A 20924-nucleotide genomic window follows, 5' to 3' on the forward strand; every position below is an offset into this window, starting at 1 on the left:
TTATGGCTAAAAATTTACCACACTCACTAGATGCTGAACGCTCTGTATTAGGTGCGGTTTTCCTTAATCCTGCTTTAGCAAATGCACTAACAGACGAATTACGTGCTGTTGACTTTTTCGATCCAATACATGGTTATATTTTTGAAGCTATTGATGCTTTAAATAAAGAGAAAAAAGCAATTGATTACTCATCTGTTTCAGGCAAATTAGACCAAATGGGTAAGCTTGAAGAAGTTGGCGGTATCCAAACATTAATTGAGTTATCAAACTATACAGTTGCATTAGACCATTTAGAAACTTATATTGATTTAGTTCGAAGTTTTAGTTTAAAACGTGAAGTCATTAAAGTAACACAAAATATTGCAACGCAAGGATTGACAACAGATATTGAAACAGATGAATATTTAGAAGAAGCTGAAAGATTAATTTTTGAATTGTCTAAAAAGCGTAAAGCAGGGGATTTTAAGCCACTTAAAGAAGTTGTTCAAGCTATTCAAGAAAAGTTAACCTTCTTACAGAGTCATAAAGGTGGTATTACTGGTTTAACAACAGGCTTTTTAAAACTTGATCAATATATTAATGGATTACAAAAAGAAGAATTTATTATTCTTGCAGCACGACCATCTGTTGGTAAGAGTGCCTTTGCAATTCAATTAGCATTAAATGCTGCTATGAAAAATAAAGATGGAAAAGCTGGAGTAGCCTTTTTCTCTCTTGAAATGAGTAACGAACAATTAGTTACACGTATGATTTCTAATATGGCGAATATTGAAAATTCAAAACTTAGAACAGGCTTTTTAACAAGCCAAGAATGGAAGCAATTTGAAGCATATTCAGAACGTTTAAATCGTTTAAATATATTCTTTGATGATTCTGCTTCATCAAACCTTTCTGATATTCGTGCAAAGTGTCGTAAACTTGCTCAAGAGGGTAAATTAGATTTAATTGTTATTGACTACTTACAACTTATTCATATTGATGCAAGAACACAAAGTAGACAAGAAGAAGTTTCAAGAATTTCTCGCTCTTTAAAACAATTAGCACGTGAATTAAGTGTACCAGTTATCGCACTTTCTCAGTTAAGCCGTGATGTTGAACGTTCAAGCGATAAACGTCCATTACTATCACACTTACGTGAATCTGGTTCTATCGAACAAGATGCTGATATCGTTATGTTTATTCACCGTGATGAATATTATGAAAGAGAAAAATCAGATGCTGGAGATACAGAAATTATTGTTGCTAAAAACCGTCAAGGTCGTACAGGAACAATTCACTTCATCTTTAGTGCAAACTACTCACGCTTCTTAGAACGTTCAGATAGAGAAGAATAATTTAAAACGTATATAGTGTTTATCTATATACGTTTTTTTATGTAAAAACTATCATTTTTTGGATATATCACCATATCTTTAAATAACTTTTATCATTTATGATAAAATAAATAAGGCAAGTAGGTGTCTATATGAAGTTAAGTAAGTTTATCAACCATAAATTTTTATTATTTTTAGGGACATTCTCCAAATTAATTGAAGTTGTTTTGGAGCTTTTTTTACCTATATTTATGGGGTTAATGATTGATGAAGGTATTAAAAAGAATAATACTCAAACTGTGTATTTAATGTTATTTTTAATTCTTTTATTTGCAACACTTGGTTATTTAACAACTGTATTTGCACACTTTTTAACAGCTAAGGTATCACAAAATTATCATCATAATCTAAGATTAGCTTTATATGAAAAAGTATTAAACATGAAATATGAAGATCGTAAAAAATACTCAACATCAAGCTTATTAAATCGACTCAACAACGATACATTACAAACATCAAATGCGCTTGCAATGACGATGCGTATTTTATCAAGAGCGCCATTTTTAATGATTGGAAGTATTGTTGCCTTATATATAACATCACCTAATGTATCTTATGTTTCAATGATTGTTTTACCATTGACATTTGTATTTGTTTTAATACTTGTTTTAATGTTATTACGTTTTAATCAACGTTTACAAAAAGAAATGGATCGTTCAAGTAGTTTAGTTAAAGAAACATTAGATGGCATACAAGTTATAAAGTCATTTCATAAAGAAGAACCTACTTATAAAAACTTTAAAAATCAGAATCAACTGATTGTAAATTTACAACGTATGCTAGGTTATATTTCAACACTTGGTTCACCGGTTGTATCTTTAGTTTTAAATTTAGCATTAGTATTTATGATTTATATTTCTGCAATCGATATTAATTTAGGCTCAATGACGCAAGGCCAAGTTTTATCGATGATTAATTATACAACACAACTTATTTTATCTATGCTAGGTATTTTAAATTTAATTATTTTATATGCTAAGGCATTTACTTCAAACGAGCGTATTAAAGAAATTTTAAACTATGAAAATGAAAATACTTTAGTTAAAACTGAAAATTTAGATGATATTGAAACAATCGAGTTTAAAAATGTATCATTTGCTTATAAAGGTCAAAAAGAATTTTTAAAAAACATTAATTTCAAACTTACTAAAGGTCAATCATACGGTATGATTGGTTTAACAGGTAGTGGTAAATCTACGATTTTAAAAATGCTTGTTGGATTTTTAAAACCTACAGAAGGTGAGATTTTAATTAATAATCGACCAATGAGTACTTACAGTTTAAATGATATAAGACGTTTAGTTGGCTATGTTAGTCAAGAAAATTATTTATTTCAAGGAACCGTTAAAGATAATTTGAGTATGGGTTTTAATTATGAAGATGAATCAATCATTCAAGCGCTATATGATTCTGAATATCCAATGAATCAAGGTCAAATACAAAATGAAGTTAAAAAAATGGGCTTGAATTTTTCAGGTGGACAACGCCAACGTCTTAATATTGCAAGAGCCTTAACAAAAAAACCAAGTATTTTATTGTTAGATGATGCCTTAAGTAGTTTAGATAATCAAACGATTTTAAACTTAAAAAATAATTTATTAAAACATAAAGATAGTTGGATTTTAATGATGAGTTCATCTAAATTAAGTCATATTGACTTTGTTGATGAATGGATAGTGATTTCACAAAGTGAAATTGAAACAGTTGGAAAAAAAGATGAAGTTTTGAAAACTTCACCACTAGTTCAAAAACTTTCAATAACTCAACATGAGTTAGAGGAGGTTAGCCATGTTTAGGTTTTTAGCAATCGCTCAAACGAATAAAGGATCAAAAAAATATATGATCCTAAATATGATTACAGCTTTGATTGGAAATGTTTCAACATTGTTATCACCATTATTTATTGGGTATGCTGTTGAAGCGATGATCGGTAAAAATAATGTTAACTTTGAAGTTGTAACAAAATATTTAATGTTATCGGGCCTCTTATATGCCATAGGATCATTGCTTTTATGGTTATCTAATTTATTTGCAGAGTTTTATGCCATTCAAGTCACATCAAATTATAAAGAATTTATTTATAAAGAGATTTTAGAAAGCGAATACAAGGGATTATATCCGTTATCATCAGGCGATGTCATGATGAAGTTAAGTCTACAAATGGATATGGTTTATGAAGCATTTAAATACTTTTTAGTGCACTTTATACCAGGTGTTACAACATTAATTTTTACAGTGATTATGTTATTATCATTAAATTATTTATTTGCACTCACTGTATTTTTAATGGTGCCAATACTTATATTTTATACTCGTAAATCAACTCAAAATGTAACGAAATATTTCATGGAAACTCAACGTCTTCAAGGAAAACTTTCAGATATTGCCGAAGAAGGTTTTAGTCAATATGAACTTTATAAAGCATATCAATATGAAAACCATGCTTATCAAAATTTTAAAAACTATGAAGTGTTACGTTTTAAAGCTAACGAAAAAAGTTATTTTTTATCAAGTTTAAATAACCCAAGTTTTAGATTAATTTCAAATATAAGTTATTTATTACTAGGTGTTTTATTTGCAATATTAAATTTAAATAATATTGAAGTTAAAGTAGGTACTTTTACTACAATCTTAGTTTATGGAACAATGTTTTTTAGACCAATTAATGAATTAAGTAACTTCACATCACAATTTTTATTAGCATCAACAGCATATAAAAATATTAATGATTTACTATATACATTAGTTAAAGAGAGTGATGGTACTTTTGAAAAAGATATTGAAGGTAAGGTAGAATTTAAAAAAGTTAACTTTAGTTATAAAGAAACAGAGCCACTCATTTCAAACTTTAATTTAAAAGTGAGAAAGGGTTCAAAAATAGGAATTGTTGGTAAAACTGGTGCTGGTAAAACAACAATTGCTAATCTCTTATTAAGATTTTATAAAGTTCAAAGTGGTGAAATACTTTTAGATAATATCAATATCAATGAATATAAAAATGAGATAATTCGCCATCAAATTGGACTTATCCTTCAAAAACCTTGGTTATTTAGAGGTACAATATTTGATAATATCTCATATGGTGTTCCGAATGCGACATTAGATCAAGTCATTGAAGCATCAAAATTAGCTGGATGTCATGACTTTATTAAAAATTTTAAAGACGGGTATGACACAGTTTATGATGATAACGATGGATTAATGAGTCAAGGACAAAAACAATTAATCACAATTGCACGTGCAATACTTTTAAACCCAAAAATTATAATTATTGATGAGGCAACAAGTTATGTTGACTCATTAATGGAGAAAGAAATTTCAGATGCATTTAAGGTTGTCATGAAAAATAAGACAACATTTATGATTGCACACCGTTTAAAAACTGTCATGGATGCTGATTGTATCATTGTTATGGACGATGGTAAAATTAAAGAGATTGGTACACATGATGAACTTATCCAATTAAATGGATATTATAAAACATTATTCGATGCTCAGGTTTAAGGAGAATATATATGTTAGATCGATTAAAATTAATTAAAGAACGATATGATAAAATTCAAGAAAAATTATCTTCTGGTGAATTAGAAGTTAAAGAATATACCAAACTTATGAAAGAAGCTAGCTCTTTAGAAGATCAAGCTGAAGCGTATGTTGAACATCAAAAACTTACCAAAGAATTAAAAGATGTTGAAGAACTTATGGAATTAGAAGAAGATAATTCAATGCTTGATGTTTTAAAAGAAGAATATAAAACATTAGAACATAAGTTAAGTGATTTAGAAGAGCGTATCAAAATATTATTATTACCAAAAGATCCAAATGATGAAAAAGACGTCATTATGGAAATTAAAGGTGCTGCAGGTGGCGATGAAGCAAACATATTTGCAGGTGATTTATTTAGAATGTATTCAAAACTTGCAGAAGCTAAAGGTTGGAAGATTTCATTAATTAATGCATCTGCTGGAACACAAGGTGGCTTTACATCCATTGAATTCCAAATTTCAGGTAAAAATGTTTATTCATACTTAAAATATGAATCTGGGGTACATCGTGTACAAAGAGTACCAGCAACAGAATCTCAAGGTAGAGTTCATACATCAACAGCAGTTGTCTTAGTATTACCTGAACAAGACGAAATTGAATATGATGTTAAATGGGAAGATATTCGTTTTGACACATTTAACTCATCAGGTGCAGGTGGACAAAGTGTCAATACAACATATAGTGCAGTTCGTTTAACACATATCCCAACAGGTATAGTTGTTCAATCTCAAGAAGAACGAAGTCAACATGAAAATAAAGAGCGCGCCTATAAATTATTAGTCACAAGAATTTATGATAAACTTTTACAAGAGCAACTAGAAAAAGAAGGTGCTAACCGTAAAGCATTGGCTGGGCGTGGTGAAAGAAGTGAAAAAATACGAACATATAACTATCCACAGAATCGTGTTACAGATCATCGAATTGGATTGACACTCAATAGATTAGATGCCATTATGGAAGGGCGCATTGATCTAATTATTGATCCACTAATTAATGAGTTTCAAAAACAACTCTTACAAGGAGAAGAATCTTGACATACCAAGAATTAATTAAAACCTATAGTAAACTTGCTATAGAAAATGGATTGGAAGATGAAGCCGTAAAATGGTTAGTCTTAGAATTATCAGATTTGACTAACACAGAATTTTATCTAAACCAAAAGACAACAATTGAATCTAAAAAATTAGAAGAAATTAAAGAAAAATTAGAATTATATATATATAAACAAATTCCAATTCAACATATTTTAGGTTTCTCATACTTTTTTGGATATAAGTTTATCGTAAATGATGATGTTTTAATCCCAAGAAGAGAAACTGAGGAATTAACTGAAGAAGTTTTATATCTATATGATGAATATTTTAGTGAAAAAAAGATTGATGTACTAGATTTAGGTACAGGTAGTGGTGCAATTGCAATCACACTAGCCAAAGAAGAGCCAAACATGAATGTTGTTGCATCAGATATATCACTAGATGCATTAAAAGTAGCTAAGGAAAATAGTTTAGTATTAGAAGCAAATGTCAAATTTATTCAATCGGATTGGTTTAAACAAATTGAGGGTAAGTTTGATATTATCGTTGCAAATCCTCCATATATCCCAGAAAGCGAAGAAGTTGGGATTACTGTTCAAAAAGAACCAAATATCGCCTTATATGGTGGAAAAACAGGTGTTGAACCATACGAAATTATATTAAGTTCAGCAAAAGAATATATGAAAGATTTCTCAATTATTGCATTTGAGCATGGGTATCAGCAAAGTGAGGCTATAAAGCATATCGCATTAAAGTATTTTAATGATGCAAAGATTATTCAAAAGAAGGATATGCAACAAAAAGATCGTATGACCTTTGTTGTTGTCGGTAGCAAAAATGGACAAAAATAAAATACTCATTTTCCCAACCGATACCGTTTATGGTATTGGTACACACTTTTTAAATCACGAAGGTGTAAAAAAAATATATGAAATTAAAGGCAGAGATTTTAATAAACCACTTCAAATTTTAGTAAGTAGTTTAGACCAAGTGAAAGACTTTGTTGAATTAAGTGAAGAAGCATATAAACTTGCGCAAGCTTATTGGCCTGGTGCTTTAACAATTATCGTTTCAGCTAATGAAAAGTTTTATCAGTTAACAGGTGATAAAACAATTGGACTTCGTATGCCAAATCACCCAAAAGCAATCCAAATACTTAATCAATATGGCCCAATGAAGACAACTTCTGTCAATCAAAGTGGTGAACCACCAATGAATGATTATCAAGCTATTTATGATAAGTATCATCATTTAGTTGATGAAATCTATACTAATGAAGAACCGATGAGCGAAGTATCATCAACCGTGATAAATCTTGCCAAAAATCCGTATGAAATTATAAGAATTGGCAACATTTCCGTTGAAGACATAAAAAAAACTCTATCCAAATGAGTTTTTTTTATGCATATTATCATGGATATGATAAAATAATTAAGGCTTTAAAAAAAGAAGGTAAAAAAATGAAAATAAGAAATGTTGCAATTATTGCACACGTAGACCATGGAAAGACTACATTGGTTGACCAAATTATTCGTCAATCAAAAATTAAAGATAATGTGAAAATTAGTTCTATGGACTCAAATGAAATTGAACAAGAACGTGGTATCACGATTCTTGCAAAAGCTACATCTGTCACATATGGTGATTATCGAATTAATATTTTAGATACTCCAGGTCATGCTGACTTTGGTGGCGAAGTAGAGCGTATTATGCGTTTAGTGGATGGTGTCATTTTATTAGTTGATGCTAAAGATGGTGTTATGCCTCAAACAAAATTTGTTTTAAGAAAAGCTTTAGAAGCAGATCTAAAACCAATTGTTGTTATTAATAAAATGGATAGACCGTTTGCTGATCCAAGACGTGTTGTAAACCAAGTCTTTGATTTATTTATTGATTTAGGCGCTAGTGAAGAACAATTAGAATTCCCAATTATTTATGCATCAGGTTTATCAGGATTAGCATCACTTACAGAAGACATTAGTGAAGTTTCAGATATGAAAGCTTTATTGGATACAATCGTAAACTATATACCAGGTCCTAAAATAGAAGATGGTATCTTATTATTCCAACCATCACTTATTGATTATAACGACTTTGTTGGTCGTATGGGTATCGGTAAAGTATTTCGTGGAACAATTCATGTGAATGATATGGCGAAAGTTATTCGTTCAGATGGATCTACTGAAAACTTTAGAATTCAAAAATTATATAGATATAATGGATTTTCTAAAGAAGAAATTAGCGAAGCACATTCAGGCGATATTGTTGCCTTAGCGGGATTATCAGATATTCATGTTGGTGATACAATTACTGAAATTAATTCAACTGAAACGTTACCGTTAATTCATGTTGATGAACCTACCGTTCAAATGATGTTTTTAACGAATAATTCACCATTTGCTGGTAAAGAAGGTAAGTTTGTCACACCTACGAAACTTGAAGAACGCTTAATGAAAGAAACATTAAAAGACGTTTCTTTAAAAGTTGTTCGTAAACAAGGTGAAGAAGCATGGTTAGTTTCAGGTCGTGGTGAATTACACTTAAGTATTTTAATCGAAACAATGCGCCGTGAAGGATTTGAGTTTTTAGTTTCACGTCCTAAAGTTATTTTAAAAGAAAATGATGGTGTTTTATCAGAGCCATATGAAGAAGTTACAGCAGATGTTCCAAATGAGCATGTAGGAAGTGCGATGGAACTATTAGGTAGCAAAAAGGGTAGATTAATTAAAATCGAAAATGGCATGAATGAAACAAGATTAGTCTATCATATGCCAAGCCGTGGATTAATAGGTTTTATGACTGACTTTTTAACAGTCACTAAAGGATTTGGTGTATTATCTCATATCTTTTTAGGTTATGAACCTTATATTCAAGATTTAAGTTTAAGTCGTAAACGTGGTGCAATGATTTCAATGTCTGAAGGTTATACAACAGCATATGCATTATTTCATTTAGAAGATCGTGGAGATTTCTTTGTTGAACCTAGAGAACACGTTTATGAAGGTATGATTGTTGGTATTAACAATAAAGAAACTGATATGGTTGTTAATGTTGTTCAAGAGAAAAAGTTAACGAATATGCGTTCTGCAACTAAAGACCAAACAGTTGTTTTAAAGCGTCCTATTGAAATGAGTTTAGAAGCCTGCTTAGATTTTATTGATGATGATGAGTATGTTGAAGTAACGCCAAAAAGCATACGTCTTCGTAAAATTTATTTAAAAGCAATTGATCGAAAAAGACAAAATAAAATAGATTCAATGGCTGAATAAGAATTAACTTTATTTATGATATAATAAATAAAAGAAAGGCGGATAAAAGATGAAAATAGGTATAGGATCTGATCACGCAGGTTTCAATTTAAAGAAATCTCTAATAGGATTTTTAACTGAAAAAGGACATGAAGTTGTTGATTATGGTACTTTTTCAGTTGATCGAGTTGATTATCCTGATTATGCATTAATCGTATCAAAACATGTCGTGAAACAAGATGTTGAATTTGGTATTTTAATTTGTGGTACAGGTATTGGTATGAGTATTGCAGCAAATAAGGTAAGAGGTATTCGTGCTGCTTTAGTTTATGATGAATTAACTGCAAGACTTGCTAAAGAGCATAACCATGCAAATATTATTTGTATTGGTGAACGTACAACACCATTAGAAGAAGCTAAATTAATTGTTGATACATTCATTAAAGCACATCGTGAGTCTCGTCATGAAACGCGTATAGAAAAAATTGCTGAGATTGAAAAGGTAAAAAACTAATGAAAAAACTTGTAGTCTTGAAACATCCTTTAATTGATCACAAAATGTCAATTATTCGTGATAAAAATACACCAACAAAAACATTTAGAGAAAGTGTTGGTGAAGTTGGTGCATTAATCACTTATGAAATGACAAAAGATTTAGAGTTGGTTCCAAAAGAAATAGAAACACCTCTAACAAAAATGACAGCTTATCAATTAAAAAAAGATGTGGTTATTATTCCAATTCTTAGAGCTGGATTAGGGATGGTAGAAAGTATTCATAATATTATACCATCAGCTAAAATAGGTCATATTGGTGTTTATCGAGACGAGAATACGTTAGAACCTATTGCATACTATGCAAAGTTTCCTAACGAAATAAAAAGTGGCGTTGTTATTGTTGTTGACCCGATGTTAGCTACAGGAGGTTCTGCAAGTTACGCTATTAAAGTATTAAAAGAAAAAGGTGCAACAGACGTTCGTTTCGTAGGTTTAGTTGGATGTCCTGAAGGTGTTAATCGTCTTCAACATGAACATCCTGATGTACCAATATATCTTGCTGCAATGGATGAAAAACTTAATGAGGATGGCTACATTGTTCCTGGATTGGGCGACTGTGGCGATCGATTATTTGGTACTAAATAATGTTTGATATATTTATTTACGTAGTATTTTGGACAGTATTTGCAGCAGGTTTTGTTGTAACATTTAGAATCTTACAATCAATCGAAATTGAACGTATATTTAAAAAATACCGCCTATTTGAAATTAAGGCGGCATATCTAATCATAAGTATTTTAGTTGGGTATTTACTCGCTAAATTCTTAATCGATGTGATTCATATTTTCCCATGGAACTAATATTTCTTTAGTTCCATTTTCTTTTATGTCTTTGAATAAATATCGATATTTATCAAGCATAGACTCATCATCGAAAAATCTTAAATCATAGATAACATCTTCTAAGAATTCTTTTTGAATAATGTAGTCATTAAAGAATGTATCAATATCATGTATTTTGTCATAAGTAAATTTAACTTGATATAAATGAGCTTTTTTTAAAATAGAATATTTTCCAAGTTTTAAAGCTTCTTTGGCAGATTTTGCATATGCACGTATTAAACCACCAGCACCAAGTTTAATGCCACCAAAATATCTAACAACAACTGCAAATACATTTTTCACTTGAAATTGATTTAACATTTCTAAAATTGGGACACCTGCAGTACCAGAAGGTTCACCATCATCATTTGAACCTTGAGTATCTTTAAATACATATGCAGTACAATAATGGGTTGCTTTTGGATATCGCTTTTTTATTTGTTTTAAGATTTCAGACATTTCATCAAGAGAATTGATAGGTGTTAATATGGTAATAAATTCTGAACGCTCTATAACAATCTCATTTTCAACAGTCTCATTTAAATATATCATAAAATTCACCTAAAATTAGTATATCATAATTACATTATGAGATATAAAATAACATGAAATTTGATATAATATTATAGTGATGTCATATATATCAATAAGGAGAAAGAGAAAACATGAAAGTAAAGGTTGCTTCTACATCAACATCATGTCTTGATTATTATCAGGAAAATCATGATATTGATATCATCCGCATCAAGTTACTTGATGGAGATAAAGAACTCTTGGATGGTAAAGATATTACTGCTGATGTGTTCTATCAAAAATTAAGAGAAAATCCATCTTGGGTTCCAAAAACAAGTCAACCTTCGGTAGGTGAAATATTAACTTATTTTGAATCACTTGTTGAACAAGGTTATGAACAAGCATTTATTACAACATTATCAAAAGAATTATCTGGAACATATAATTCAGCGCTTCAAGCTGCACAACTCATTGAAGATAAACTAAAGGTTACTGTTTTTGATACAAAAACGGTATGTTTTTCTGAGGGGTATTTTGCATTAGAAGCTGATAAGATGTTTAAAGAAGGTAAATCCTTAGAAGAAGTTTTAGAACGATTAAATTTTTTAAGAGATCATAATACAATTTTCTTTGCTGTTGATGACTTAACTCAATTAGTTAATAACGGTCGTTTAACAGGTGCTAAAGCTTTTTTTGGAAAACTCTTAAAAGTTAAACCAATTTTACAGGTTAATGAAGAAGGTAAGATTGTATCTATAGATAAGACAAGAAACATTAAAGTAGCATTAAAAAGCATTGCGGATTATATCAAACATTTTACTAAAGATAAAAAGTTCTATGCACATATCGTATATGCTGGAAATCCTGAGTTATTAGGATATTTTGAAAACATATTAGAATTTGAATTAGGATTAAAAAATTTATATAAAGCACCATCAACACCAGTCATTGGTGCTCACATTGGACCTGATGTTGTAGGTATTGGTGTATTTTTACAAGAATAGAAATGAGTTGATGGCTTTGAGCTTTCAAAAAGCTAAAAATTTAATTAAAGCATTAAAGAAAAAAGGATATGAATCATACATTGTTGGTGGAGCGGTTCGAGATTTTATAATGAAAAAAGAACCAATCGATATTGATATCACCACAAAAGCAAAACCAACAGATGTTATGAGACATTTTAATAGCGTACCAACTGGATTAAAATATGGTACAGTTACAGTTGAGTTTGAAGATAGTCAATTTGAAATTACAACATTTAGACTAGATGGACCAACAAAAGATTTTAGACATCCAGATTCAGTCATATATTCGGATAATGTTAAAGATGATGTATTACGTCGTGATTTTACAATCAACGGATTATTAATGGATGAAAACGAACGAATCTATGATCATGTTGGTGGATTAGAAGATATCAAACATGAAGTGATACGCACGATTGGAAATCCATATGATCGTTTTAATGAAGACGCATTACGAATATTAAGAGCGTTATACTTTCAATCTAAATTAGGATTTAGAATTGATGAAGAAACAAAACAAGCAATGAAAGACTCTAGATTTTTAATTAAAGAAATATCAAGAGAACGTGTATTTAATGAACTTATTAAAACATTAAAAGGACCATATTTAAAATTAGCATTAGAAACAATGATTGAAACTCAAATTGATGAAGTATTACCAGGATTAAAAAATGGTATTAACTACATATCAAAATTAGATAAACTACCGTTTGTTGACCCGTTTTTTGTTGTATCATTTATTCTTAATCAAGGTATTGTTCCTGAATATTGGCCTTTTTCTAATTATCATAAAAATATGTATCAGAAGGCCGTTATTCTTTCAATGAAGACTAAAGATTTCATCACGCCACATGATTTATATGAATATGGTTTAGAAATATCTATCTTAGCCAATAAAGCGAATACGTTCTTAGGTAAAAGTAGATATACAGAAAATGATATTGAAAATGCTTATCAAAAATTACCAATCAAATCAGAACTTGATTTGGCATTAACTAGTCAAGAAATTATGACTTATTACAATAAAAAGCCAGGACTTTGGTTGGGGAAACTTAAAAAAGCATTAGTTAATGATGTTCTTTCTAAAAAAGTTAAAAATGAAAAAGCAGCATTGCTTAAACATTTGGAAAGTATGGAAGTATAATTATGATGAAAATAATTGGTAAAATTGAATCTATTAATAAAGGTGCACACTTTTCAAATACAACAATCATTTTAGAAGATAAAACACGTGCAAATATTAAACTTGATTTGGTAGATGAAAAAGATCTTCAAATTGGTAAAGTATATGTATTTGATGTGGAAGAGTTTTATAGAGAAGATGTGTTAAACTATCGTGCACTTAAATATATGACAGTTGAAGATGCAGGCTTTTCCAAAGAAAAATTAACGGAGTTTTGGAATAGTTTTTATGATTATGCACCAATTCCAATTAGTGAAATAAAAAAAGGTATTGAATCATATTTAAATCGCATTGATAACAAAGTTTTAAAAGACATTACAAAAGACATTTATCAAAAGTTTGAAGATAAATATTATTTACACCCAGCTGCGACAAAATTTCATCATGCATATGTTGGTGGATTAAGTTATCATACTTTAACGATGTTAAAACTTATTGAACCAATGTTAAATGTGTATACATATTTAAATAAAGATTTACTTTATGCAGCAACAATTCTTCATGATATCAGCAAAATTGATGAAATGACAGGTGTTGATGGTGAATATACAAAAGAAGGTGTACTCATCGGTCATTTAGTTATGGGATCAATTGAGGTCGAAATGTCAGCTTTAAAATTAGGATATCAAGATACAGAAGAAGTTTTATTATTAAAACATTTAATTCTTTCTCACCATGGGCAATTAACATTTGGATCTCCTAAAAAACCTCAAACTGCTGAAGCACTATTATTGTGGTTCGTTGACACAATGGATTCTAAATTCCGAGAACTTGGAGATGAATTAGAAAAAATAGAACCAGGCGAATTCACACAAGCTATAGCAGTTCTAGATAAAATGAAGTTTTATAAGCCGAAATTATAAAAATATAATCAGAACCCAAGGTTCTGATTTTTTATTTATTAGATTTTTACAAAAATAAAAACCCTATACCGTAAGATATAGGGTTTATTTGTTGATAATTAACCGTTTAAGATATCAAACCAATCACCATATACAGCAGCATATTCATGATTAAATGCTCTGTCATAAATGGTTGATCCATTTCCTGTATATCCATCGAAGTATGAATATCCAAAGAATTGATTGAAGTTTGCATTTCTTAAGATTTGTAATCTTTCATTTAGAGTTGCATCATTTGTAATTTGAACGTTGTCACCAAATACAAGTCTGAAAGCAATTTCTAATTGTGAGTATGAACTGTTATAAGCAGTTTGAACTGGAGTGAAGTACTTGCTGATAGCTGTTTTAACATCAGTAGGTAATGTTACAACGCCTTCTTCAGTCTTAGATTCTTCAATATGAATTAAGATTTGTTCCCATGATAAGTATTTAGAATCATTTAATGCTGTTAAGAATTGACCTTCAGCATATGGGTTTTCAATTTTAGAATCATATTTACCTTCTTCGGCATTATCTAATACTTCAGCAGATACATTTAATGTAACATCAGTTACTAAGATTAAATGCCATCCAAATGCTGTACGAGATTTTTCTAATGAGAATGCAACATCTTCACCATCAGCAATTGTTAATAATGGAGCGAATACAGGAAGAACTTCATTCTTATTGTCGATATTATTTTCTTCGATCATATCTTTTAAGTATGAACCAAGTTTTAATGCATAATCTAAGAACTTTTCATCTAATGAAGAAGAAGTTGTATTAGATGGGAAGTTTCTTTGATTTGTGATTTCACCTAATGATTCATACATTACTTTAATACCTAAGCGTTTGAATGGAACAAACTCGTCATTCTTATTATAAACACGAATGAATTCTAATACTTGTTCAGGTGTTAATGTAGCAATGTAGTCTAAGATTTCTTGTTCATCAGCAAATTGAGGGAAATCGTTAGGTGTTTCTGTGTAACGTGATGAACTTGTGTAGTTATTGGCAAGAGTTGATAATGTTGAATCAATCTTGTTTTGTGAACTCTTCACACGGTTAACAATGATATTAACTAATTTTTGAACTTCTTTTTCAAAATCTTCAAGTGTTGAAATACCCTCGAAGTTTTGTTCAGCAATTAATGCATCAGTTGGTTTATCAGGTGAACCATCATTATTAAAGTCAACATAGATTAATAAGTGAGAAGCTGTAACACCAATTTCATTTACAGTTTGTTTATTAGCTAATTCAGCTAACTTCTTGTAAATGTTGTTGTCAGCAGTATTATTTGGGAAGTGTTTAGTTAAATCTTCTTCAAATAATGTTCTTAATTCAGTTTGAACATAAATCTTATCAATAGCATCGTAAGTTGAACTCTTACCATCTCGAGCCCAAGCTCCAAAGCCTAATAATAAGAACTTTTCTAATCCCATACTTGCTGGGAATCCAGCAGTTTCATAACCATTTGCTAAGAATGGGTTAACATATTGGTTTTCAAATTGTTCTCTGAATTCAGCCATCTTAGCATCATTGATTTCATCTTTGTACATTTCACGTAATTTATCCATGAAGATTAGATCAAGAGCAGAAGATAATCCTAATGTTGGTTCAATTCTTTCAAAGAATTCATCAACTGTAATTTCTTTGTCGCCAACTTTAGCAAGAACATCATTATTTAAGAAACCATATGAACCTTTATAAGTATATGAGTTAGCATAAATGTCACGAATGATTGGGTCATAGATGTTAATTTCTGTATTATCTTTTTTATCGCTTGCTTTAGAAGAAATGTAAGAAGCAGTTAATTTAGAATCAACTAATTTTTTAATAGTTTCTAAACGAACTTCTTGAGCATGATCGTTTTCAGCGAATACGATTTCTAATGGATCTGATTCATCTAAAACATCGTCATCAGCTTCGCGATTATCATCTAATAAGTAAACTAAATATTGAACAGAATTAAATGTTTGAACTTGTCTTGAATATGGTTTACCAAATGTAACACCATCTTCATTTGGTTCATTTTTTGTTGAGTAGTATAATGATTCTTTATCTAATCCATATACATAACTACGTAATTCAGCGTTGTTTTTGAAGATGTTTGAATCATAAGATAACTTGAAAGCTTCTTCGATTAATGTTCTTCTTGATTCACCAACTGCTAATTCATTAATGTTATCTAGAGATTCTGGTGCATAATTTGTACCATTTAAATCATCATAGATACTTAAGAAGTAGAATAATACAAGGTTGTTTTCTGCTGAATCATCTAATGATTTATCAACTGTTGAGTTGATTGTATATTTAGAATAGTAAGTAGCAAATTCTTCAGATCTATAATCAATTGGTTTTAAGTTGTCTAATGTATAACCTAAACCACTATCAGCACTTGTTCCAACAGGTGAAGTTAAGATTTTCTTAGCTTTTCCTAATGGATCAGTATCTAAATAGTTACCTGCTTTAATTTCATCAATAACAGATTGTTTTGAAATGTTAGGAATTTCAAACCATTCGCCACGTGAGTTAGATTTAATAGCGTATTTATATCTTGCTAATTCATGTTCTCTAACAGAAGTGAATGGGATGATTAACGCTGTAACATCATAACGTCCAGCAACATTATTTTGATAATATGTTACGATATCAGATTCTTTTACGTAGATTGATGAATCCTCGTTAGCTAAATCGCCTGTGAATTCTCCATTAACATAATCTCCTCTTTCAGTAACAGCATAAACTTTCTTTAATACAGCAAGTTTATATTGTTTTTCTAATGCTTCAATGATTGATGTATAAGCTGGATATGCTTCTTTATCAAAGAATCCATATCTGAAATCATCTTTTTCATCAAAATCAACAGCATTGACTCTAGCAATAACGTCATCAATAACTTTTTCTAGAAATTCAACAAGTAATGTTTGGTTGACTCCAGGATTTGTAATTGCAAATGAATCAGCATAAGATAATATGCTTTGGGCAATTGTACGTGATGACATACTGCCAATAGTAGATGGGGTGATTGATGAACTGAATAATGCTGTACTTAATTCTTGTTCATATGCTTCAATCTTGAAGTCTTCTCCAGCGGCATTAATATCAACGTCACTGAAAACTAACTCTTCAATGTAGCTGTTTAATCTTGCTACAGAAGATGTTCTCAATTGGTCGTATAATCTTTTTTGGGAAACTTCATAATCACCAATTTTTAAGTATGTTTTTTCTGCACTTATTGAGCCGTAAGGTGTACCAGATTGTTCACCACATGCAACAAGTGTTACCGCAAAAATAAATGCTAATAAAAAAATAGCGATTTTTTTAGCGGATAAAAATGTTTTTAATATATTCATAGTCTGCGTTCACTCCTTAAATGTGTTTAAAATACAGCATATATAATATAGCATTTTTTACTATTTAATGCAATAACTTTCACCACTTTATGAATATATAATGATATAAATATCATAGGTTGAAAAAAAGTTACAAGTAAAATATATTGTGTTACAATAACTATAGGTGATTTTATGGAGACATTTGTACTGGCATCTGGATCAAAAGGAAACATGACTTATATTAAAACTCAAAATAAGCGATTTTTTATAGATGCTGGAATAAGTATAAAAAACATGATTTCTAAAATGAATGCTTATGGAGAAAATGTTAGAGAAGTAGATACATTGTTTCTTACACATGAACATTTAGACCATATATCTGGACTTAAATCGCTGTTAAAATTAGGTATTATCAGACAAGTTATTCTTTCTAAAGGTACTTACGATGCATTAAATGACGAGATTAAAGAACTCATCATTGAAAAGACGATTATTGAACCAGATCAACCATTTTTATTTTTCGGATTAAAAGTTACACCAATTTTATTAAGTCATGATGCAAATGAACCAACCGGTTTCATATTTGAAGAAAATCATAAAAAAATAGTTTTGTTAACCGATACTGGATATGTTGACGAATCATATATTGAAGTACTTAAGGGGGCGGATTTATATATTCTTGAATCAAATCACGATCCTCACATGTTGTTAACTTCCAAACGACCTTTTTCTTTAAAACATCGTATTTTAGGTGAAAAAGGACATTTATCAAATGAAGATGCAATTAAAGTTTTAAATAAAATCGTAACAAAGAAAACAGTATGGGTAGTTGCTCATATGAGTGAGGATTGTAATACCATTTTAGAAGTTGAAAAAATGATAGTTGATAAATTTTATAATCCGTTATTATTAGATGTTTATTACGCTTCACAAGAAGCTTTACCAGGTATAAAAATATGAGAATAAAAGTAATTACAGTTGGCAAAATTAAAGAAAAATCTCTTGTTAATTTGATTGAAAATTATACAAAACAAATGGGTCAAGTTGAAATTATTGAAATTCCAGATATTGATGATTCAAACGGTATAGAAAAAGAAGGTAAACAAATATTATCTAAAATTCAAAAGGATGAACACGTTGTATCGCTTGCTATTGAAGGTAAGACGATGGATAGTATTGAATTTAGTCAATATTTAGATAAAGTAAATACACATCAAACATCTAGAATCACATTTATTATTGGAGGATCATACGGTTTAAGTGATGAAGTTAAAAAAAGATCACAATTACTTTTAAGTTTTTCAAAAATGACTTTCCCTCATCAATTAATGAGATTAATCTTAATTGAGCAAATTTATAGAGCACAACAAATATTAAAAAAACATCCATATCATAAGTGAGTAAAACAATGACAATATTTTTTGATTTTAATGGAACAATATTAGATGATTTAGATTTAACATTTGAAATTTTAAATAAGATGTTACAAGAAGAAGGATTACCAACTGTAACAAAAGAAAGATATTTAGATATTTTTGGTTTCCCAATAAAAGATTATTATATTAAAGCAGGTTTTGACTTTAATAAAAAGCCTTTTGATGTTTTAGCAAAGCGATTTATTGAAGAATATCAACCAAGAAGCATGCATTTGAAATTACATGACTATTTGGTTGAGTCAATTATGGATTTAAGACAAAGTGGTTTTAAAATTGTATGTCTTTCAGCATCTGAAATCAATAACTTAAAAGAGCAACTTAAAAACTACAAAATTGAACATTTATTTGATGATATATTAGGTACTTCAGATGTTCATGCTAAAAGCAAAGTCGATATTGCAAAAAACTACGTTAAATTAAACAATTTAGATATAAATCATATTATAATGATAGGTGATACCGATCATGATTTAGAAGTAGCAAAATCTATTGGTGCTGAGGCTATTCTTTATAGTAAAGGGCATCAAAATCATAATCGTTGGGATCACCCCTATATAATTCATTCATTTAAAAACTTAAAAAAGGAGATATTAAATATATGGGAAAAAAGGTAAAAGTTTCTAAAAGAAGAAAACTTATGGGCTTTATTGAAGGATTTAAATCATTCATAACTAAAGGTAATGTTGTTGATATGGCTATTGGTGTTATCATTGGTGGTGCTTTTGGTAAAATCGTTACAAGTTTAGTTAACGATATTATCTTACCACCTATTGGTGTACTTTTAGGTGGTGTACATTTTAATGATCTTAAAGTGTTAATTCATAGAACTCCTCTATTAACGGATGCTGGTGAACCGTTAGTAGTAGATGGCGTTCAACAATTTAGTGATGTATACATTCGTTATGGCCAATTCATTCAAATCGTTTTAGAGTTTTTAATCATTGCATTAGTTATTTATGCTGCATTGTTCTTTATTATTCGCAGAAGACAAATGGAAGAACAATTAATTGAAGAAGAACTAGCTAAGCAAAAAGCTCAAGAAGAACTAAACGAAGTAGTGGTTGAAACACCGATTATTCCAGAAGATATCCAATTATTAACTGAAATTAGAGATCTTTTAAAAAATAAAAAAGACGAATAAAAAAATCTCCATGCGGAGATTTTTATTTTCTCTTTTTCTTTCTAGAAATTGGAATATCAATTGAATTACCAATACCTTCTAAAGCTTCACCTTCTGAGAGAATAATGATAACAATAATACTAATTAATATAAACGAACCAAACATAGATAAAGACATTTCGCGTAATAAATCTTTAATATCTTCACTTGCTGTAACAACACAAATCATATGAAAATATATGATGTTAAAAAAGTAAAATGTTAAACCAGTAAAAATATCACTGTTTAACCAAACGATTAAAGTAATTATAAATAATATAGGAATTGTAAAAATTAGAATGATTTTAGAATATTTCTTAATAACTGTAAAAGAAGTAATAAAAGAAAATATAGTAAGTGTCGTAATTGATATAGTAATTGCTACAACATAATCAACCAATTTAAGTTGATTCTCAACAGTACTGTAATAAGAAGTTAGAATTAAACCAACACCGAAACTTGTTAGTAGAATAGAAAACGCATAAAAAAGTGTATTTTTATTACCGAATATATGTAAAGGTATAGCAATTACAAATAAAATAATACCAAATAAAAATCCCAAATACGTTTCCGGTAAATGATACCCAAAATGAATTCCAATAGAAATTAAAATATATGAAACAAGAGAAAAGAAAATCATGAGTAATCTTTTATAGGGCATTATTATTCTCCTATTGAGGGTTGATTTATGTTTAAACCTATTATACCATCTTATAATTATTTGTTTGAATGACACTAAAAACTTACGAAATTGATAAAATTTAATTGTTTTTTATTTTTTTCTATGATAATATATCTACAACATAGGAAAG

The 20924-nt window shown here is 29.5% G+C and carries 20 protein-coding genes; 17 read left to right on the top strand and 3 right to left on the bottom strand.

Features of this window, described 5'->3' with window-relative positions:
• The first annotated feature begins 2 nt into the window (after nt 1-2).
• The 10 genes from dnaB to T434_RS07635 all read left to right on the top strand — a co-directional run bounded on the left by dnaB (nt 3) and on the right by T434_RS07635 (nt 10556).
• On the top strand, nt 3-1334 hold the full coding sequence (gene dnaB, locus T434_RS0101825) for a replicative DNA helicase (RefSeq protein WP_026399653.1): 1332 nt from the start codon (nt 3-5) through the stop codon (nt 1332-1334).
• A gap of 131 nt (nt 1335-1465) precedes the next feature.
• Nucleotides 1466-3169, top strand: coding sequence for an ABC transporter ATP-binding protein (locus tag T434_RS0101830; protein WP_026399654.1), 1704 nt, complete (start codon nt 1466-1468; stop codon nt 3167-3169).
• Complete coding sequence (locus T434_RS0101835) at nt 3162-4877, top strand: ABC transporter ATP-binding protein (RefSeq protein ID WP_026399655.1); 1716 nt, start codon at nt 3162-3164, stop codon at nt 4875-4877. The genes T434_RS0101830 and T434_RS0101835 overlap by 8 nt, the downstream gene beginning before the upstream one ends.
• 11 nt (nt 4878-4888) lie before the next feature.
• The gene (gene prfA / locus T434_RS0101840) at nt 4889-5953 is read left to right on the top strand and encodes a peptide chain release factor 1 (protein ID WP_162150614.1); all 1065 of its coding nucleotides are present in this window, start codon (nt 4889-4891) and stop codon (nt 5951-5953) included.
• Nucleotides 5950-6804 (top strand): peptide chain release factor N(5)-glutamine methyltransferase, encoded by an 855-nt coding sequence (prmC, locus tag T434_RS0101845; RefSeq protein ID WP_051614309.1) that lies wholly within the window; start codon nt 5950-5952, stop codon nt 6802-6804. The genes prfA and prmC overlap by 4 nt, the downstream gene beginning before the upstream one ends.
• Nucleotides 6791-7345 (top strand): L-threonylcarbamoyladenylate synthase, encoded by a 555-nt coding sequence (locus T434_RS06510; protein WP_162150615.1) that lies wholly within the window; start codon nt 6791-6793, stop codon nt 7343-7345. Before prmC ends, T434_RS06510 begins: the two co-directional genes overlap by 14 nt.
• A 68-nt stretch (nt 7346-7413) precedes the next feature.
• Nucleotides 7414-9222 carry a translational GTPase TypA gene (gene typA, locus T434_RS0101855; protein WP_026399658.1) on the top strand — a complete coding sequence of 603 codons (1809 nt, stop codon included), beginning with the start codon at nt 7414-7416 and terminating at the stop codon, nt 9220-9222.
• 49 nt (nt 9223-9271) lie between these two features.
• Nucleotides 9272-9715 carry a ribose 5-phosphate isomerase B gene (rpiB, locus tag T434_RS0101860; RefSeq protein ID WP_026399659.1) on the top strand — a complete coding sequence of 148 codons (444 nt, stop codon included), beginning with the start codon at nt 9272-9274 and terminating at the stop codon, nt 9713-9715.
• Nucleotides 9715-10341, top strand: coding sequence for a uracil phosphoribosyltransferase (gene upp, locus T434_RS0101865; RefSeq protein ID WP_026399660.1), 627 nt, complete (start codon nt 9715-9717; stop codon nt 10339-10341). The genes rpiB and upp overlap by 1 nt, the downstream gene beginning before the upstream one ends.
• Nucleotides 10341-10556 carry a DUF1146 family protein gene (locus T434_RS07635; RefSeq protein WP_026399661.1) on the top strand — a complete coding sequence of 72 codons (216 nt, stop codon included), beginning with the start codon at nt 10341-10343 and terminating at the stop codon, nt 10554-10556. Before upp ends, T434_RS07635 begins: the two co-directional genes overlap by 1 nt.
• Here T434_RS07635 and T434_RS07390 read toward each other — a convergent pair.
• Nucleotides 10521-11129: an IMPACT family protein gene (locus tag T434_RS07390; RefSeq protein WP_051614311.1), complete on the bottom strand. Its 609-nt coding sequence runs from the start codon at nt 11127-11129 to the stop codon at nt 10521-10523. The genes T434_RS07635 and T434_RS07390 overlap by 36 nt on opposite strands.
• A 113-nt stretch (nt 11130-11242) precedes the next feature.
• On the opposite strand from T434_RS07390, the gene T434_RS0101880 reads away from it, so the two are divergent.
• Genes T434_RS0101880 through T434_RS0101890 form a run of 3 tightly spaced genes read left to right on the top strand, consistent with a single transcriptional unit; the run spans nt 11243 to nt 14161 of the window.
• The gene (locus T434_RS0101880) at nt 11243-12094 is read left to right on the top strand and encodes a DegV family protein (RefSeq protein WP_026399662.1); all 852 of its coding nucleotides are present in this window, start codon (nt 11243-11245) and stop codon (nt 12092-12094) included.
• 10 nt (nt 12095-12104) lie between these two features.
• Nucleotides 12105-13259: a CCA tRNA nucleotidyltransferase gene (locus T434_RS0101885; RefSeq protein ID WP_026399663.1), complete on the top strand. Its 1155-nt coding sequence runs from the start codon at nt 12105-12107 to the stop codon at nt 13257-13259.
• A gap of 2 nt (nt 13260-13261) precedes the next feature.
• Nucleotides 13262-14161, top strand: coding sequence for an HD domain-containing protein (locus tag T434_RS0101890; RefSeq protein ID WP_051614312.1), 900 nt, complete (start codon nt 13262-13264; stop codon nt 14159-14161).
• Between the two features lie 98 nt (nt 14162-14259).
• Here T434_RS0101890 and T434_RS0101895 read toward each other — a convergent pair whose 3' ends face one another.
• Nucleotides 14260-17535, bottom strand: a complete 3276-nt coding sequence (locus tag T434_RS0101895; protein WP_026399665.1) for a hypothetical protein — start codon at nt 17533-17535, stop codon at nt 14260-14262.
• A 174-nt stretch (nt 17536-17709) separates the two neighbouring features.
• Here T434_RS0101895 and T434_RS06520 point away from each other — a divergent pair, with 174 nt between their 5' ends.
• Genes T434_RS06520 through mscL form a run of 4 tightly spaced genes read left to right on the top strand, consistent with a single transcriptional unit; the run spans nt 17710 to nt 20094 of the window.
• Entirely contained in the window at nt 17710-18477 is a 768-nt protein-coding gene (locus T434_RS06520; protein ID WP_162150616.1) for an MBL fold metallo-hydrolase, read from the top strand.
• Nucleotides 18474-18917: a 23S rRNA (pseudouridine(1915)-N(3))-methyltransferase RlmH gene (locus T434_RS06525; protein WP_035358093.1), complete on the top strand. Its 444-nt coding sequence runs from the start codon at nt 18474-18476 to the stop codon at nt 18915-18917. Before T434_RS06520 ends, T434_RS06525 begins: the two co-directional genes overlap by 4 nt.
• 8 nt (nt 18918-18925) lie before the next feature.
• Nucleotides 18926-19567, top strand: coding sequence for an HAD family hydrolase (locus T434_RS06530; protein ID WP_051614315.1), 642 nt, complete (start codon nt 18926-18928; stop codon nt 19565-19567).
• Nucleotides 19552-20094, top strand: a complete 543-nt coding sequence (gene mscL / locus T434_RS0101915) for a large conductance mechanosensitive channel protein MscL (protein ID WP_245588314.1) — start codon at nt 19552-19554, stop codon at nt 20092-20094. Before T434_RS06530 ends, mscL begins: the two co-directional genes overlap by 16 nt.
• A gap of 22 nt (nt 20095-20116) precedes the next feature.
• On the opposite strand, the gene T434_RS0101920 is transcribed toward mscL, so the two are convergent.
• Nucleotides 20117-20773 carry a hypothetical protein gene (locus T434_RS0101920; RefSeq protein WP_026399667.1) on the bottom strand — a complete coding sequence of 219 codons (657 nt, stop codon included), beginning with the start codon at nt 20771-20773 and terminating at the stop codon, nt 20117-20119.
• Nucleotides 20774-20924 lie beyond the last annotated feature (151 nt).

Origin of the sequence: Acholeplasma equifetale ATCC 29724, from assembly GCF_000687735.1 — a bacterium.
Lineage (GTDB): Bacteria > Bacillota_I > Bacilli_A > Acholeplasmatales > Acholeplasmataceae > Acholeplasma > Acholeplasma equifetale.